We start from the raw sequence: 17160 nt of genomic DNA, 5'->3' as shown, positions 1-17160 counted from the left end.
TGCATATGATTTTACAAACAGCGCTTTGTACAGTAGTGGCTCATCACCAAGCCTGTCCTCTGGCTTGCCCAGGGAACCGTTCCCGCATAGGCGGGATCCAGAACCTGCCTTTTTTATCAAACTCTTCAGATTCGCCTCATGCGCATGGTATGCTAAGCAGGATTAGGTCCCAGACAAAAACTTTTCCGGGGGGAAAATAAATGAACAAGGCAAAATATCTACTCGTGCTCTGTCTGCTTTGTGCAGGTATTGCTCACACAACACGGCCGCTTTTTGCAGCCGAACAAGAATCTGACCAACAAATGCCTGAAAGTGACGTGATTGACGAGCAAGGGTATGATGCCGATGATGAATACGAGTATGAAGACGAATACGTAGTAGATGAATATGAACAAGATGACCAGGCGGCGCAAGATGCTCAAGCAGGACCAGAGCCTGATCCTGACCGTGCCGTTCATCTTCGCTCATTGCGCTCACAGGGTGCGCCACGCCGTGCACGCACGCAACGCGCCTCACGCGGCCGCAGGCCAGGACAGCAAACGCAGGCAGCGCTTGAGCGTCGTCGTGGTGGACAGCGCGGCCGACAAGTTCGTGGGAGCAAAGCACGCTCAACACAACGCCGCATGCTGCGCAGCACACGCTCGCAACGCTCAAGCAGAACGGGTAAGCGTGGCGGCAGACGCAGAGGTGGAGCTGGCAGGCGGGCAGACTACCGTGTTGGAGGACGCCGCATCAACCCACGCGCCCAAAACGTACGAAAAGATCCGAGTCGCCCTCATTCAGTCACACACATTGGCATGCGCGCAACACGCTCACAAGAGCGTAAGCGTACCTACGCAGGTGTGCCACCACGCTCAATGCAAACCGCTCCAAACCAAGCTCGTCTACAACGCTACCTGCAACAAGCAACGCCTACACAACGCCCTGCTCGTGCACGAGCAAGCTCACAAGACCGTCGCGAACGCCGCAAAGCAGCTCGAGAGCAACTCAACACCAGAAATTATGATCGCTACATGAACCGACGTGGCCAGGTCACTGGCGTTGCCTACGAACCAGAACCGGAAGCAGTGTATGAAGAAACACCAATAGAAAGCACGCAACCACTTGCTGGCCAATCGCTTGGCCTTGATACTAGCCAACCGGCTCAACCAGCAGCTGAAGCAGAAGAAGAAACGCCTGCTGGCCAGCAACAGGAGCAAGCAGAACCAGAGGTAGAAGAAGCAGAACAAGCAGAGCCGGAGGTGGAAGAAGAACCAGCAACCGAACAAGAGCCAGCCGAAGAGTCAATGCCTGAAGGTGACTAAGGAAGTTACAAATTTCTGGATTCAGGGGATCTATTGGGGACCTCATTTCTTTGTACCTGTTTCAATTTTTTAGATTTTCGACCCCCACTTTCGTGAGGGCTGTCGGGAATGACAACTTTTTTATTGTGTGCAATCTTGTCGGTTGCAATTCTTTAATTCTCCGAGAGATATTTTCGCCACGCAGCAATAACAGATGTCATCACCCTGATTCAAGATGTCGTCACCCTAATTAAAGTATTGTTGTAAAGTTAAATCCAATAAAAAAGGGGTCATCCCCGAGTCCCATCGGGGATCTTGTTTAATTGTTACACCATTATTTTTTGTTACACTATCAGTATCTGAGAAACGCTTGAAGAAGTGGAACCGAAGCTGGAAAATGGAGCTCATAGAATCAACGAATCCCAACTGGCAAGATCTATCTCATGTGTTATTTAACATTGATTAAAATCTAGATCCCCGATGGGACTCGGGGATGACTCCTTTTTTGTTGTTTCTTGAGTTAACAACAAGGCCGAGATGACTCAAAAAAATTATAGCCTCTCGCACTCGTCATACCGGGCCCTGTCCTCTTGCTTGACAAGGGGATACGAGCCGGTATCCATTGTGACACTCATATGTTATGTACGATGCGTTTATTCTTTAGAAATGGACCCTGGATCGGAGTCCAGGGTGACGAGGTAGATTTGCATATCCTCTGACTTGATCAGGGGATCATCCCCGACAGCCCTCACGAAAGTGGGGGTCGAAAATCTCATAACTCATAAAAACACATCCAAAAAAACAAAACCAAACCCCGCAAAATACCGCAACCATAACGCTTCTAAAAAAAATTAAAAACATGTGACAAAATTCTTGATTCTTTTCCCTGTTGTGGTCTACGCTTAACTCAAAACAAGAAACAGCGTGCGGCGTGGTTTGTTTTAACATGATGCACCCATCGACAAACATGCCCTGCTGATCATGTGTAGAAGAGAAAGGTAAAGGTTTAAGACCTTGTAGATGGGAAAAGGAGAAAGACAATGACGCATAGATCTTTTGTACATGCGCTTTTGGTTGCAGTTATGTGTGCGGGCACACTTTTTGCAGGCAGCGATGACCATACCGGCAAAACATACATGGCAACGCGCCCCGACATCAATGACCTCATGACTGAATACTTCACGTGGCACAAACACACGCATAAAAAAGATTCGCATCACACCAAATTTCAAATCACACCATTTTACAAGCAATCACAAAATACCCGTGAAACGGGAGGATATTTTGGCATTGAAAAATGCAACATCGATCGCTGCAAAAAAACAAACAGCATTCGCTTTGACAACACGAGAACTATCGTAGATCCCGATGGTGCAGCAGCTACTATTACCCCAGCAGAAGGTGCTGAAATTGACGATCGTCGCATTATACCAACCAACCCCTTTGCACCAACGAGCCAAGAACTTCGCACAACACTCACCTGGAAACCACAACACGAAAGCTACGGTGTTCGTCTTGATTTGATGCAAGACATTATGCATCCATTTACCGGGCTCTATTTTAAAATGAGCATGCCGCTCGTGCACGTTGCCACCAGTATGCGTGCTCGCACCGGCAAGAATGTAAAAGGCGCATGCAAAACCGACAGCTGCGACCCATGTCCGGTAGCGTGCCCAACACCAGCCTGCCCAGTTGACACTGACTGCCCATGTGATGACAGTTGCGACCTACCAGAACAAAAAGCAAAATTCACACAGCTACCACTCAACGAGTGGAGTGCTCATGACTTTTTTGCTGGCCGTGTACGCAATGTCGACCCAGCTCTTGATGCCTCTGGAGATCCTGAAAACAGAGAAATGCTCTGCCCGCTCACTCATGCAAAAATTGATTGCCGCCGCAGCGCGCTGGGTGTTGCCGACATAGACCTCATGCTGGGCTACAAAGTTGTGCATAAAGAAAATGCACACGTCTTTATCAGCGCTGGTATCACCGCGCCAACAGGTAACAAAGTACGTGGCGAATATCTGTTTGAGCCAATTTATGGTAACGGTCGCCACATCAGCTTTAATGCCAACGTTGAGGTTAGTGGCCGCCTATGGCACAACAAAAATGGCCGCGTAGATGGTCACTTAGTTGCTAACTACCGCTACTTAGCTGAAAAAACTGAAACTCGTACCCTGTCACTCAAATGCATGCCATTCAGCCATTATTTTGCTATCGGCAAGCTTAATGCACCAGCAGGCACTCCACTCTTTCCAGCTGCTAATGTGCTAACCACCGACCTGCGTGTAAAACCAGGCAGCTTGTTTGACGCGCTTGCATCACTTTCATTTTGTTCAGGAGGTTTTGTGGTTGATGCTGGTTACAATATGTTCTGGAAAGACAAAGAGTCTGTTTGGCTCAAGCACTGGGAAGATGACAAGTATGCCCTGCCTAAAGCTATTCCAGGTTTTCTAACAATCAACCCATTAGAAGAAGACGCTGTAGAACTGATGATCAACCGTGATGTCCTGGATGTTGAAGCAGCCAGAACACCGGCTCTGTTCACCCACACCCTTGGTGGCTCGCTGGGTTATGTGTTCAGCATGTGCGGCCTCCATTCAAGTGTTGCCATTGGTGCGTCATATGAATTTGCCTCATCAAATGCTGACCTTGAGCGCTACACCGTTTGGGGCAAAATGGGCTTTGCATTTTAAATTATAACGTAGTAACAGGCAAAAAAGCGGGGAATGTTCTTAATCCCCGCTTTTTATATGTAAAAAACAAATAAAAGACTTGACTATTTGAATTATTAATTACTACCATGATAATAGTACAATGTATAAGTTTGGTAGAATTAACAATACATAATCTCAAATAATACGGGGGAGTTACATAATGAAGCAAACAGGAGTAAGAGCACGCTACGCGACAATCGCAACATTTCTGACGTTGCTCATCAGTCTATGCTCATTCAGTCCATTAGCCGCGGCGTGGAACTTTGGAATAATTAGCAAATTATGCAAGGACGCTGATGCACGCCTTGAGAAAACAGCAACAGATATCGATAAAAAAGGTGCGGATGACATCGAAACAGAACTACTCGATACAGTCACCGCTATCGATGGGATGCTTGCCGGCATCGACGATGCAACGGCCGAAAATAATATCATTAAAAAGTACAAGAGCGCTAGTGGTGCTGGCCTGCCACTGACGAGTATTAATTTCACGCCAACAGCTGCAAATCCATACTCAAACAGCTGGGCAGGTAAAATTAATGCTCGTATCGATACAATCGCCAGCGAAATGGATGACTTCATTAACACCTCACCCTCACAAGCAGATGCTCAAAAAGTGTTAACAGCATACACTCAGTTTCAACAAGCGCTGGAAAGGCTTTCAAAAAAATTACTCGCACCTGACTCATTCAAAAGTGATGGCGTACGACGCGATACACAAAAATCAGCCGACGCAACTAAATTCCTCGCGCACACTAACCCTAAACTCATTTCATCTATCAATCCAAACGTAAGCAGTGTTACCGGAGCTGCACCACTGGTAGCCCAAATTGCTACCAAGCTCGCACCAATCGCATCTCCACCAGCACCAACAGGCGCTGCAGCAAAAGATGCATTGTGGACTGCAATCAAAGCTGATCTAACAACAGCTGACCAGAAAGAATCTAAGAAATTTTTCAAGGCTGGCGCTGATGATGCACTAAAAGCCGCTCATACAGATATTACAGAATTAATGAAAGACACCAAGGGTTTTGCTAATGAAATTTTTGGAAAAATTATAGCCGCTGCACCAGATGAGACAGATGCTGCCGCAGTCAAAGATGCAACACTAGCTGCGTTGAGAGAGGTTGCTGCTGAAGCTATAAACAACGACGTCCTGCATGAATTTAACAAAAGCCCTTTCCACGTTGCTGCAACCTTCAAAGCCGATGCTGACGCATCAGCACTCGTCAAAATTGTTAAAGCACATCATGCTGATATAAAAAATATTCATGCGTCTGGAACCCATGGTCTAGCAGGTGAAGCAAACAACATGCTAGAAGTTCTGGCAAATGATGACGCAATCAGTTGCGTTACTAACATAGCGAATAACGCAGCTCCTGCAAGTCTACTCACTACTTTTGTTAACCAAGCAATACCACTTGCTCCTGGGCCAGTTGCAGCGGCAACAGACGAACCAACCACTAAAAAACACCTCGACCTTCTCCTCGCTTTTAAAAAAGTCAAGGACGCCCGCACTGCTAATACTGGCAAACTAGGTAATTTTGAAGGTGCATTCGCGGCAAATAAGTTTGAAGCAGCAACAGTCAAAAACTCTCTTGAAACCATTGTTGATAAACTCATGGAGCACCAACACCACAAGCACTTCGCGTTGGCAGATGCCTACGACGCTCCAGGAACAACATTTGAAGCAGCAAAAAGCCCTGCCATGACAAAAACCCTTGACAGCCTGCTGTACAATTACCCAACACCAGGGGTGGTAGGAGCTAAAGTTGACTTAAGTGGTACAAACCCAAATGTCATGGGTAAATCTAAACAAGAAGTTTTTACCTACTTCACAAACAATATCTTGAAGCTGAATATCAATACCGTTCAAAAAGCCGCTGAAGACTACCATACACTCACCATTGCAGGTGCACCAAACCGTGCTAAGTGGACAAGCCAGCTTTTCAACAACTACAACTTGTATGACAACATTTTCAATCTTGCAGACGCCAACACTTCAAAACAAGTCGTCAAGCGCTTAAAAGACATCGTTAGTGACACCGCGCCAACAAGCTCTTTACGTGATGCGATTTTGTTTGAAATCAGCAATAAAAGACTTGGCACATCCGGTTCAGGTTGGTGGGCGACAATGACTGCAACATTTAGAGCCTGGCTTGGAACAGCTTCTGATCCACAAAAAAATATCTTAGAAGCACTCAGCGCCATGTCATGGCATCACCAAGACGACGCTAACATTGTCACTAACGCACTGCCTGCTTACAGCGACTTAAGCGCACGCTTAACCGATCCACTTGTTCAAGCACTTCATGACTTGGCACAAGTAAGCAAAAATCCAACCGAAGCTAATTGCAAAAACGCTTCTGTAGCAACACAACATGCCGCAATTGAAGCACTATACGGATTTTACAAAAATCCTGCAGATGACACTGATATCGCTGGCCATGATATTTATCCAAACGCAGCGTTCATACAAGCAATCAAAGACAGTGCAGACGCAGCAGCTACCGAAGACATTCTCAAAAACATTATGAACGCACACATCGAAAAGTCACTCATCGATGGCAATGGTCACACAGATATCATCAAAAACTTTGATACCAAACTAGCAGCAGTCAAAGCTGGTACCAATGCTGAGGTAAAAACAGAATATGATACCAGCATTGCCGCTGTCCCAACAAGCAAAACAGCGTATGAAAACTACATCGATACACAAAAAGCAGAAATTATTACTGACGTCTATGGCAAGGCAGCTGATGCAAATATAGCACTTGCCCATTACGCAAGCATAACAGGCTTTAACGGACTGAATGCAGCAGTTGATCCAACAAAGCAAACCTTTGCCAAAACCGTTGCAGACAAATTGGTAGCAAACGCCAAAGCAAAAATAGCTAAACTAGCTAAGACAAGAACTGCAGTACACACTGCACTGAAAGACTTGGCTGTAAGCGCAGATGCGCAAGCAATCTTAGGAGCAGACGCTATAAAACAACGACAAGCACTTAATCTGTTGAACAATGATCCTGCAGCACTTGGTGGCAAAGTTACAGCACTCATTACAGAGTTAGGCAACAAAGATCTTTCAGGACTTAATCCAGCACTTCAACCAATAACCAATGCACTACAGGCCCCACCATTTAGTGATGGTTCACTTAGTGCAGCACTCAATGCGTTTAACGATGTGATCAATGCTGCCAACAAAACAGCCAGTGATGGTGCTACTAGCCTAAGTGACTGGTTTACTGCAAATAAAGCAAATCCTGGAGCAGCCGATGCAGATTTTGACAAAACAGACATTGAGGCACTTAACACTGCTATAACCAAAGCTAAGGCAACAGCTATCAATACCATCCTTGGCCTTGACTTAGGCGGCATCGATGCAGCCATTGCAGCAGTTGGAACTCTACCTGCTAAAGGCGCTGGCGGCGGAGGCGGCGGCGGCGGAGGCGGCGCTGGCGGAGGCGGAGGCGCTGGTGGCGCTGGTGGCGGCGGCGGAGGCGGCGGCGGCGGCGCTACTAACACCGTGCTTGTGTTCAAAGCAGACCCCGTAGGTACTTTAACCCAAATTAATAATATTGCTCTGTCCCTTGACATTACCGCCTTTGATGTTGACGCTGCCAATAATGCTACTCTAGATGATCTTGGGAAAGAAATATGTGAGAAATTCAATACTGCTATAGGTAAAAATAAAGATGATATCTATAACAAAAAAACTGATTTCGATGAAGCAATCAAAGATCATTATGTTATCCTTAATAATGGAAATGCAGCAGACATTGGAAAAAAAATAGATGATTTGGGCAAAAAAATAAAAGAAAAGTTTCCAACAGCAGGTACTAATGAAAAGAAGAGAGGAATGTACCTTGAAAAAATTGGCACACAATTACAAGTCATCGCATAGAATTGCCAGACCTAAAATTGAGAAAGGAACTTATCATGAATAAAACTACTTATCTACTACTAGCACTTGCCTCCTGCTTCTTTATAAAATGTGACGGCAGAAAACATAACGCCGGTGATATTAACACTAAGACACAAGAGGAAAGGTTACTAACACACCTAAAAATTAGAGACCGTGCATTTAACGACGTCGCCTTAAAAGAAGCGGCAGGGTTGGCGGGAAAGAGTGATGATGCAAAAAAAGCAACTTATGCTACTATTGCTGGACTCTTAAATGTAATAGAATTTGTTGAAGATCCATCTGATCCAGATGATGAAATTAAGGTGGTTAAAGACATCAATGATCCGGCAACGCTTACTGCAGCTAAAAATGACATAAAAGACATGCAAACACTGGTAGCATGGGCACAAAAAGGAAACAGTCCCGAGCAGCAAGCTTTAAAGAACCTATTAGGCATAAAATAACAAAGTACGAAATTAGGTAAAAAAGAGGTCCTGGAAACGGGGCCTCTTTTTTTATTGCCTGTCGGGGGGGGAGGACCCGGCATCCATGAATATACACCGCACTTCGTCATACCGGCCCACGAGCCGGTATCCATGAGAATGCTCACCTAGGTTTTAGATGTGATCTTCAAAAATGGACCCTGGATCGGAGTCCAGGGTGACGAGCGTGTAGATCAAGTCCGAGGATGACAAGCGTGTGGAATTGGGGATGACCCTCTTGTCAAGCAAGAAGGCAGGCTCGAAGTCGGGGATGCCCCCAAGGCAGGCAAGAGAGCAGGCTCGGGGATGACTCCCTCCAGGCTTCGGGGCCAAGATCAATAAATATGCTCAGTAATAATACACCTCATTGATCCAGTAAGTCGATAAGATCGTCAGGCGCTAGAAACGTAATGGTAATATCATCAATTTTTCTTTTAAACATCTTTTCAATATTGCTAGCCACAACAATATTTTCTCCTATTGGATAGTGACGCCTGAAACTTGTAAAATTTTTAATCAGTGCTTTAAGAGCAATCGCATCTTGATTAATAAGAAATTTGCACTCTATGGCAGTAATCGACTTATTTTTTCGATGTTGAATAACAAAGTCAATCTCATGCCCACTTTTATTACGCCAATAATGAACCGTCCGCATTTGAAGTCGACCAAGCATTTCATTCAAGACACAATGCTCCCACATAAAGCCTACATCTTCTGCTCTTAACGCTGTTTTACCTTGCGCATAACATACAAAGCCGGTATCAAACCCATACACCTTTGGAGCCATAACAATCTCGGTCGGCTTATGCGTTGAAAAAGGCCGTAACACATGCACAACAAACGTTTCTTCCAAAACATTCAGATAATTAGAGATGGTCGCCCTGCTCACCTCACAAGGTGCCGTATATCGAGTTGCCTCAAAAAGCCCCCCGCTATTTGCCAGCAATAGCTCGGCAAACTTTTGAAATGCAAAGCGTTTACCAATACTGAATATATCTTGTATATCCTTTGCCCAGTAAGCATCAATCCATTCCTGAAAATACTTTTCAGGGACTTGTTTTGCTGTAAAAAAAGAGGGTAACCCACCAAATAGAAAACGGTGATTCAAATCAGTGTTACCAAACAAAGCAAGATCTTGAAAAAGCATAGGCGAAAGCCAAATTTCAATCTTTCGACCCGTTAGCGTGTCTTTAAATTTTGCACTAGCACCCAGCGTTGATGAGCCTGTCGCAATAATTTTAACGGTGGGATAGTGATCCGCAGCGAGCTTTAAAACCTCTGAGGGATTATCAAGACGATGAATTTCATCGAGTACAACCCGTGTATTTTCTTGCCCCTCAAGAAAACTTTCAGGATCTACCAGCATCTGCCTAACCCTAGGGCTCTCACAATCAAAGTACTCAATGTTATCAAGACTCTGGCATAAGCTTGTCTTACCAACCCGTCTAACACCCATTAACCAAATAACACTCCGCTCTTTCCAGGATCTTTCTATTAACGCCTGCCAAAAATTTCTATTAATAATCATACTCACCCTTTCACTACTATATGTAAGGTCAACTTAGCACATAGTAGAACTATATGTAAAGTCAACTTAGCATTTAGTAGTAAAATCGGCCTCTGCCTCCAAACACACCATCACCATCTGTTTAACCAACGCCTCAGCCTCATCTTCACTCAGCTGCAAACACCCATTGCCCGTCTGGTAGGCTGTATGCAGCTGTGCTTGCCGCTTTGCACGCTCCGGCATGCTACCAGATCGAGTTCGTGGTGTATCGCTGCCAGACGTACCATCCCATTGGCCAAGACTGCGGGCAAGCTATCGAAGTCGGGGATGACTCCCTCCAGGCTTCGGGGCCAAGATCAATAAATATATACCGCACTTCGTCATACCGGCCCACGAGCCGGTATCCACACGAGCACGGAAGTAAAGCGTAGATTTGACCTATGGACTCCGGATCAAGCCCGGAGCGACGAGTTGAGGTATCGCAAACTTGACCCACAAGTAGTAGTGCTACAATTTATATGAAAATCACGCACAGTAATGGCTCGTGGGTTGCAGTGACCCCCTGATCAAGTCAGAGGGCAGGCTCGGCGGGAATCCAGAACTTGATTAACCATTATCTGGACCCCCGACCAAGCCGGGGGCGACCTAAGGGGTAATAGCATGCACCTTCAAAAAAGATTATTTCAAAACACTTTGGACAGTAGTGACTCCGATCCAGGGTCCATTGTTTTCCCCTTGGGGTGGAATGACTAGTTATGGATCCTGAAACAATACTCTGATCAAGTCAGAGCACATGGTTCAGGATGACGTTATTTTATACTCATGACGTCATCCTGAATTTGTTTCAGGATCTGATTATATTGCATAGTCCTTTGTATCGACGTACAATACTTCGATCGGTAATCTTATTTTCATTAAGGGAAATCATCTCCAAGTACTTGTCATGCTGGCCCTACCAACTCGTCATACCGGCCCACGAGCCGGTATCCATGGTAATACTAATGTGGGTACAGATAACGGCATAGCCGCCCCCGACAAACGTTTGGCTGGGTACAGGCCATATGCTATACTCATGCTTTATGTTTCTACACGATCAAGGAGATCTAAAAATCATGAAATTTTTCAATACCGCAGGCCCAATTAATCCAGCAGATCACTATTTTGTACCAGATAGATTTAATGATAACCAAGTACGTCAGCTCATTGAGCAAAAAAAATACTTTATCTTGCATGCACCGCGTCAAAGCGGGAAAACCACGGGTATGGTCCAGTTTGTTAAAGAGCTAAACCAGCAGGGCAAATACAAAGCGCTTTACGTCAACATTGAAGCCGCGCAGGCCGCGCGCAGTGACGTTGAACAAGCGATGTTTACCATCATGCGTGCTATTAAAAATGCTATCAGTCTCTATTTTGGCCAACAAGATGTTGGCTATCTCCACCTGGAAGAGACAACAAAAACCTCTGATATGATCTCGGGTAATAATCTTGCAGATTTTTTACAATTTTGGTCAGCCAACTCAGACAAGCCAATCGTGCTATTCATTGACGAAATTGACTCTCTGGTTGGCGATACACTCATTTCCGTGTTGCGTCAGCTGCGTGCTGGCTATGCAAGCAGACCAGGCTTTTTCCCTCAGGCTGTGTGTTTGGTGGGTGTGCGTGATGTGCGCGACTACCGCATCTGGTCTGACAGTGCACAGGCAACGGTGTTGGGTGGTAGCGCGTTTAACATCAAGGCCGAAAGCCTTACCCTTGAAAATTTTAGCCTAGCCCAAACACGCTACTTGCTCTGCCAGCACACGCACGAGACAGGACAAAAATTTACTGATGATGCAATTGAGTATGTCCAACACCTGACGCAAGGCCAGCCATGGCTTGTCAATGCTCTGGCCTACCAAGCATGTTTTCGTGATGTGACGGACCGAGCACAAACAATTACCAAAGACATTATCGAGCGCAGCAAAGAAATACTCATCCAGCGTCGAGATACGCATATTGACCAGCTGGTTGATAAATTGCGCGAGCCTCGTGTGCGGGCAATCGTTGACAGCATTGTCAACGGAACCACTCGACCGCAAGATTTTCCGACCGATGACGTGCAGTATGTGCTTGACCTTGGCCTAATTTGTAAACGTAACAAAGGGCTTGATATTGCAAACCCAATCTATCAAGAAGTGATTCCACGCGAGCTCACCTACACCACACAGCTTTCACTCACACAGCAAACTGCCTGGTATGTTGATGAAGATGGGCAGCTGAATATGACAAAGCTGCTTGAAAGCTTCACCCAATTTTATCGCGAAAATTCAGAAATGTGGCTCGAGCGCTTTGCCTACAAAGAGGCTGGACCTCACCTACTGCTTATGGCATTTTTGCAGCGTGTGGTTAACGGTGGTGGCACCATCCACCGCGAATATGCCCTTGGCCGGGGACGGCTTGATATTTTAGTCGGCTGGAAAGAGCAGCGCATCGTCATCGAGCTTAAAGTTGCACACAGTGCCAAAACAGTTCCGGACGGCCTGCTGCAAACAGCCGAGTACATGGACGCCAACAATGCAACTGAGGGGCACTTGGTTGTTTTTGACCGTAGTGAGGGTAAAAGCTGGGATGACAAAATTTTTACCCGAACTGAGCAACAAGGAAAATGGACCATTCAGGTATGGGGTTTGTAGATTAGGGCAAACCAAGGCTTAGTGACAAGCCGTCCCTGACAGTATAACAAACACATCATTGCATCATGTAAGTTTTTGGCTAAAAACAATATTTCTTTTATCCAAAACTTACCTTTGACAAAACATCCTTGTAAATTGAAAAGCCTAATTCCAATTTACAAGGATGCAGTATTTTTGCCGATCAGTAAGCATTTTTCATCCGTGCATTGCGCACATTTTGCTTCTAGCAGAACTATATGTAAAGTTAACTTAGCATTTAGTAGCAAAATCGGCCTCTGCCTCCAAACACACCATCACCATCTGTTTAACCAACGCCTCAGCCTCATCTTCACTCAGCTGCAAACACCCATTGCCCGTCTGGTAGGCTGTATGCAGCTGGTCACATCGCTGCACAAACTGCTCGGGCACAAAGGGGCGATGCAGCAGCCACTGGTCCATAAGCCGCTCAAGCACCTGCACAGCGCTCTCCCGTTGCGGCTCACCTTTGCGATTGAGCCAAAACATAATCCCCACGGTGCCAGCCACCCACACCAGTACGCCTGCAAGGGCGATTAAATCGTTCATTTTTTTCATGCGCAGCTGTGCTTGCCGCTTTGCACGCTCCGGCCTGCTACCAGATCGAGTTCGTGGTGTATCGCTGCCAGACGTACCATCCCATTGGTCAAGACAGCGGGCAAGCTCGTCGCCCAACTCTTGGCGCAAGCCAGCATCGCGATTAACGCTTCCTGTAGGCTGATCCAAGTAGTAACGGGCCGCAACGCGAAGCAGCATACAGCTACCATAACTCAGCCCCCCGGCCACACTGCCAGCACAACTCAGGTTAAGCACCTGCCTGACCAATGGGTGCAGTGGATCATACTTTTTACACACTCGAGGGCTCAGCAATGACTGAAAATAGGCATAATGCTGCTTGGGGCTTTCTGTTTTTTGTTGCTCTGCACGATGCTGCGCAACGTGCTCTGTATGAGCCGCTCTACTATCAAGCTCTTTTTTTTGTTGAAACCCACACTTTTGACACACGTACTCCGCGTGGCCAGCTTGCACCTGACTCATAATAAAACTGGTATAACACAGAGAATTAATTACGATTAGAAATGTAATTACAGTTTGAATTTGAGATGTACGATGGTGATCATATTTTTTTTGCATAGCCCGTCCTTTGCATGCAAAACGATAAAACATCGAACCAATGGTGCGATTGAGTATATATACTTTTTTTTGTTTGGCAAATCTCTTAAAAAAATTGCGCAATATCAATAAAAAATTACTAAGTGCGTTTGACTCTATTTTTTTATTGATTTACTATTGCAAATAGCACATGAGAGGTCTCAGTCTAGAGGTGCAAAATACGTCGCTGTTACAGGAGCTCGGTAATCAAGCGTAGTATTTTATAAACTATCTAGCCTCACCTTGCACCTTAACTGCGTTAGTTAATGTGATCATGCGCAAACGTAAATGTAGGTTTATCTTCATTATGGAGGATTATTATTATGGTTACACCTAACAAAAAAATCATGGCTGCTGTTATTGCAGTTGGTTTGTTTGCAAACGTTAGTGCTACTGTTACACAAAGCAGACAAGACATTTGCACAAGTAACAACACAGTTGTTGCAAGCGTTGCAGAACACTTTGCTCAACAAAAACCAGAAAACAAGCAAGATGGCGAGTTCTTACAAGAATTAGCAGATGGTCTTCAAGTTACCTTTACCAACAAGGAAACGAATCCAACAAGACTTGACAACTTTAAAAGCTTAATGACCGGTAAAGTTGGTTATGTTTCAAAGTCAGGTAGTTTTGTTCCACGTATGGCGTCAGTTATTAAGGGTTTTCAAAACAAATGTAAAACTGCAAAACTCGACAACGTTGATGCACTCACCACTACTGTTGTGAACAAAATTAAAGCTGGCTACATTGACAACATCACACAGGCTTACTCAAAAAATGCAGCTAACGAAAAGCAACACATCACGGATGCTCTTATTGCTGCTCTTGAAAACAACAGCCACGTTGTAAGAAACACAGCATTGGCTACTGGTCTTGCTGGTCTTGGCTACCTTGGTTACACAAATCTTGATGCTATCAGGGCTGTTGCAACTAAAGAAAATGCTACCAACGCTCTGGGCAAAGTTGCTGGTTTTGTGCCAAGCAAGCAAGCATGTGTTGACTTTGGTAAAGCTGGTCTTGAATATGTAACAGCTAAAAATGCTGGTATCGCTTCAGCTGCTCTTGTGGCTGCTGGTCTTGGTTACTGGAAAAAAGACAAACTTGCTCAAGCTGGTCAATGGACAACTGGTAAAGTTAAAGCTGGTTATAACTGGACAGCTAACAAAGTTAAAACTCACAAGAAAAAAGCAATTGCTGCTGCTGTTATAGCTGCTGCTGGTCTTGGTTACGCAAACCTTGATAGCATTAAAGGCTTTGCACAAGCTGTTAAAGGTCTTGTTGTTAAAGCTCCAATTGCTCCAGTAGTAGAACCAACAATGCTTGAAAAGTTTCAAGAAAACGCTACTAAAGCTGCTAAGCTTGCTGGTACGTTGACTGGTATTGGTGCTCTAGGTTTTGCAACAGAAGCTGCTGCAACCGCAGTTGCACTTGGTACCGTTAGCATGCCAACAACTGCAGGTGTTATAGCTGCTCTTGCTGCTGCACGTGCCGCTGCTCCTGTTGCTATGAGCAACCTTACCGCTCAAGCTGCTGCTCGCAGTGGTGCTGCACTCGAAGCTGTTAAGAACATCGTTCCTACAGTAACAAACAATGCTTCAAGTGTTGTTAATGCTGTCAGAGCTGCATTAACAAAATAACTTTCATCTAAGACACACAACCCAATCCCTTTTAAGCCTTCTTGACCTTCCTGGTCAGGGAGGCTTAAATTGTTTGTGGGGATTTTTTTTGGGGATCATGCACTTGCGTGTCGTCATCCTGAACCATGTGCTCGTGCTTGACACGGGAGCTGATCGGGAATCTTGTTTTCATTACTAATCGTTGGCCTGATCAATAAAAAGTGTTTCAAGCGAGATCCCCGATGGGCCTCGGGGATGACCCCCCAGAAAAAAATGTTTACTAAAAAATATAGTATTATAAGAATAAAATAACACTTTGAACGGTAGTGAAATAAATTCAGGGTGACGTCTTTTCGTTCAGAGTACGTTCTCTCGACTCAGAATGCCCCCCTCAACTGAGAGTGACACCTTCTCACCCCCAGGGTGACGTCTTCTCGACTCAGGGTACATCTACCAAATGCAGAATGCTTCTACCGAGTTTAAGGCAACGTCTCTCTATTTCAAAGTAACATTTCTTTTTTTAAGAACAACCTTGCTTGGAGAATTGGCATACAAAAAATTTGTCGTTCCCGACGGAAAAGTTGCGCCCCTCGACGTCATCCTGAACCACACACTCCCCGACCGACGTCATCCTGAACCACACACTCCCCGACCGACGTCATCCTGAATCACGCACTCTTCTCGACGCCATGCTGAACCATGTGCCCTGACGTCATCCTGAACTTGTTTTACAACTGTCCAGAGTGTTGCTGTAAAGTTAAATCCAATAAAAAAGGGGTCATCCCCGAGTCCCATCGGGGATCTAGATTTTAATCAATGTTAAATAACACATGAGATAGATCTTGCCAGTTGGGATTCGTTGATTCTACGAGCTCCATTTTCCAGCTTCGGTTCCACTTCTTCAAGCGTTTCTCAAGCGTAATTGCCTCTTGCATAGAAAGACTAACTTTCACCCACACAAGCTGAGAAAGATTATATTTTTGCGTAAAGCCAGACACCTTTTTTTGTTTGTGCTGCAAAACTCTTTGAGCAAGGTTACTTGTAACACCAATATACAAAGTCCCACGTGGTTTGTTTGCCATAATATAAACATAAAAAGCCATAGTCAGATGATCCTCGACCAACAATCTTTATCAAGAAGACCCTGAAACAAGTTCAGGGTGACGTCTACCGAGTTCAAGGTACGTTGTTCTCTCGACTCAGAGCGCCCCCCTCAACTGAGAGTGACACCTTCTCACCCCAGGGTGACGTCTTCTCGACTCAGGGTGCATCTACCACCAGATTCAGAGTAAAAATCTCCTCCACACAGAAGAACGCAACATTCACCTATCCTTACATGACGTCATCCTGAACGAAAAGACGTCATCCTGAACTCGTTTCAGGATCTCTATTTTCATCAGAGTATCGTTTCAGGATCTACACTAACGTGGAGTACAAATCATCCCACTCTGGGTTTAAAGACTCAATCAAATTAACTTTCCACTCACGATGCCAACGTTTTAATTGCTTTTCACGAGCGATAGCCTGCTGGCCATATTCAATTTTTTCAGCCCAGACAAGACGTGTCAGATTATATTTCTTTGAAAAACCATCTAGGGTCTTTTGCTTATGCTGCCAAACTCTACGTGATAAATTATTGGTAACTCCTATGTACAAAGTCCCACGTGGTTTGTTTGCCATAATATAAACATAAAAAGCCATAGTCAGATGATCCTCGACTAACAATCTTTATCAAGAAGACCCTGAAATAAATTCAGGGTGACGTCTACCGAGTTCAAGGTACGTTGTTCTCTCGACTCAGAATGCCCCCCTCAA

11 protein-coding genes are annotated in these 17160 nt (G+C 45.2%); 6 read left to right on the top strand and 5 right to left on the bottom strand.

Going from position 1 to position 17160, the window contains the following annotated elements; genetic code table 11:
- Window positions 1-200 precede the first annotated feature (200 nt).
- The 4 genes from H6679_04600 to H6679_04585 all read left to right on the top strand — a co-directional run bounded on the left by H6679_04600 (window position 201) and on the right by H6679_04585 (window position 8368).
- Window positions 201-1304: a hypothetical protein gene (locus H6679_04600; protein ID MCB9493525.1), complete on the top strand. Its 1104-nt coding sequence runs from the start codon at window positions 201-203 to the stop codon at window positions 1302-1304.
- Window positions 1305-2323: 1019 nt separating this feature from the next.
- On the top strand, window positions 2324-3979 hold the full coding sequence (locus tag H6679_04595; GenBank protein ID MCB9493524.1) for a hypothetical protein: 1656 nt from the start codon (window positions 2324-2326) through the stop codon (window positions 3977-3979).
- Between the two features lie 181 nt (window positions 3980-4160).
- Entirely contained in the window at window positions 4161-7904 is a 3744-nt protein-coding gene (locus tag H6679_04590) for a hypothetical protein (protein MCB9493523.1), read from the top strand.
- 35 nt (window positions 7905-7939) lie between these two features.
- On the top strand, window positions 7940-8368 hold the full coding sequence (locus H6679_04585; GenBank protein MCB9493522.1) for a hypothetical protein: 429 nt from the start codon (window positions 7940-7942) through the stop codon (window positions 8366-8368).
- 382 nt (window positions 8369-8750) lie between these two features.
- On the opposite strand, the gene H6679_04580 is transcribed toward H6679_04585, so the two are convergent.
- A complete protein-coding gene (locus H6679_04580; protein MCB9493521.1) occupies window positions 8751-9914 on the bottom strand; it encodes an ATP-binding protein in 1164 nt (387 codons plus the stop codon).
- 66 nt (window positions 9915-9980) lie between these two features.
- A complete protein-coding gene (locus H6679_04575; protein ID MCB9493520.1) occupies window positions 9981-10136 on the bottom strand; it encodes a hypothetical protein in 156 nt (51 codons plus the stop codon).
- A gap of 869 nt (window positions 10137-11005) precedes the next feature.
- On the opposite strand from H6679_04575, the gene H6679_04570 reads away from it, so the two are divergent.
- Window positions 11006-12565, top strand: coding sequence for a DEAD/DEAH box helicase family protein (locus H6679_04570; GenBank protein ID MCB9493519.1), 1560 nt, complete (start codon window positions 11006-11008; stop codon window positions 12563-12565).
- A 249-nt stretch (window positions 12566-12814) separates the two neighbouring features.
- On the opposite strand, the gene H6679_04565 is transcribed toward H6679_04570, so the two are convergent.
- A complete protein-coding gene (locus tag H6679_04565; GenBank protein ID MCB9493518.1) occupies window positions 12815-13714 on the bottom strand; it encodes a hypothetical protein in 900 nt (299 codons plus the stop codon).
- A gap of 341 nt (window positions 13715-14055) precedes the next feature.
- Between H6679_04565 and H6679_04560 the strand changes: the two genes are divergently transcribed.
- Window positions 14056-15366, top strand: a complete 1311-nt coding sequence (locus H6679_04560) for a hypothetical protein (protein MCB9493517.1) — start codon at window positions 14056-14058, stop codon at window positions 15364-15366.
- 788 nt (window positions 15367-16154) lie between these two features.
- On the opposite strand, the gene H6679_04555 is transcribed toward H6679_04560, so the two are convergent.
- Both H6679_04555 and H6679_04550 read right to left on the bottom strand, forming a co-directional pair.
- Entirely contained in the window at window positions 16155-16448 is a 294-nt protein-coding gene (locus H6679_04555) for a GIY-YIG nuclease family protein (GenBank protein ID MCB9493516.1), read from the bottom strand.
- A 313-nt stretch (window positions 16449-16761) separates the two neighbouring features.
- A complete protein-coding gene (locus H6679_04550) occupies window positions 16762-17046 on the bottom strand; it encodes a GIY-YIG nuclease family protein (GenBank protein ID MCB9493515.1) in 285 nt (94 codons plus the stop codon).
- Window positions 17047-17160 lie beyond the last annotated feature (114 nt).

Source organism: Campylobacterota bacterium (assembly GCA_020633995.1).
Classification (GTDB): Bacteria; Babelota; Babeliae; order Babelales; family RVW-14; genus JACKCO01.
This window is presented reverse-complemented; position numbering and strand designations above follow the sequence as displayed.

Coding starts and splice junctions, on each gene's coding strand:
- H6679_04555 (MCB9493516.1), bottom strand. CDS start 16,448: ATGGCTTTTTATGTTTATATTATGGCAAACAAACCACGTGGGACTTTG.
- H6679_04590 (MCB9493523.1), top strand. CDS start 4,161: ATGAAGCAAACAGGAGTAAGAGCACGCTACGCGACAATCGCAACATTT.
- H6679_04595 (MCB9493524.1), top strand. CDS start 2,324: ATGACGCATAGATCTTTTGTACATGCGCTTTTGGTTGCAGTTATGTGT.
- H6679_04560 (MCB9493517.1), top strand. CDS start 14,056: ATGGTTACACCTAACAAAAAAATCATGGCTGCTGTTATTGCAGTTGGT.
- H6679_04580 (MCB9493521.1), bottom strand. CDS start 9,914: ATGATTATTAATAGAAATTTTTGGCAGGCGTTAATAGAAAGATCCTGG.
- H6679_04575 (MCB9493520.1), bottom strand. CDS start 10,136: ATGCCGGAGCGTGCAAAGCGGCAAGCACAGCTGCATACAGCCTACCAG.
- H6679_04570 (MCB9493519.1), top strand. CDS start 11,006: ATGAAATTTTTCAATACCGCAGGCCCAATTAATCCAGCAGATCACTAT.
- H6679_04600 (MCB9493525.1), top strand. CDS start 201: ATGAACAAGGCAAAATATCTACTCGTGCTCTGTCTGCTTTGTGCAGGT.
- H6679_04550 (MCB9493515.1), bottom strand. CDS start 17,046: ATGGCTTTTTATGTTTATATTATGGCAAACAAACCACGTGGGACTTTG.
- H6679_04565 (MCB9493518.1), bottom strand. CDS start 13,714: ATGCAAAAAAAATATGATCACCATCGTACATCTCAAATTCAAACTGTA.
- H6679_04585 (MCB9493522.1), top strand. CDS start 7,940: ATGAATAAAACTACTTATCTACTACTAGCACTTGCCTCCTGCTTCTTT.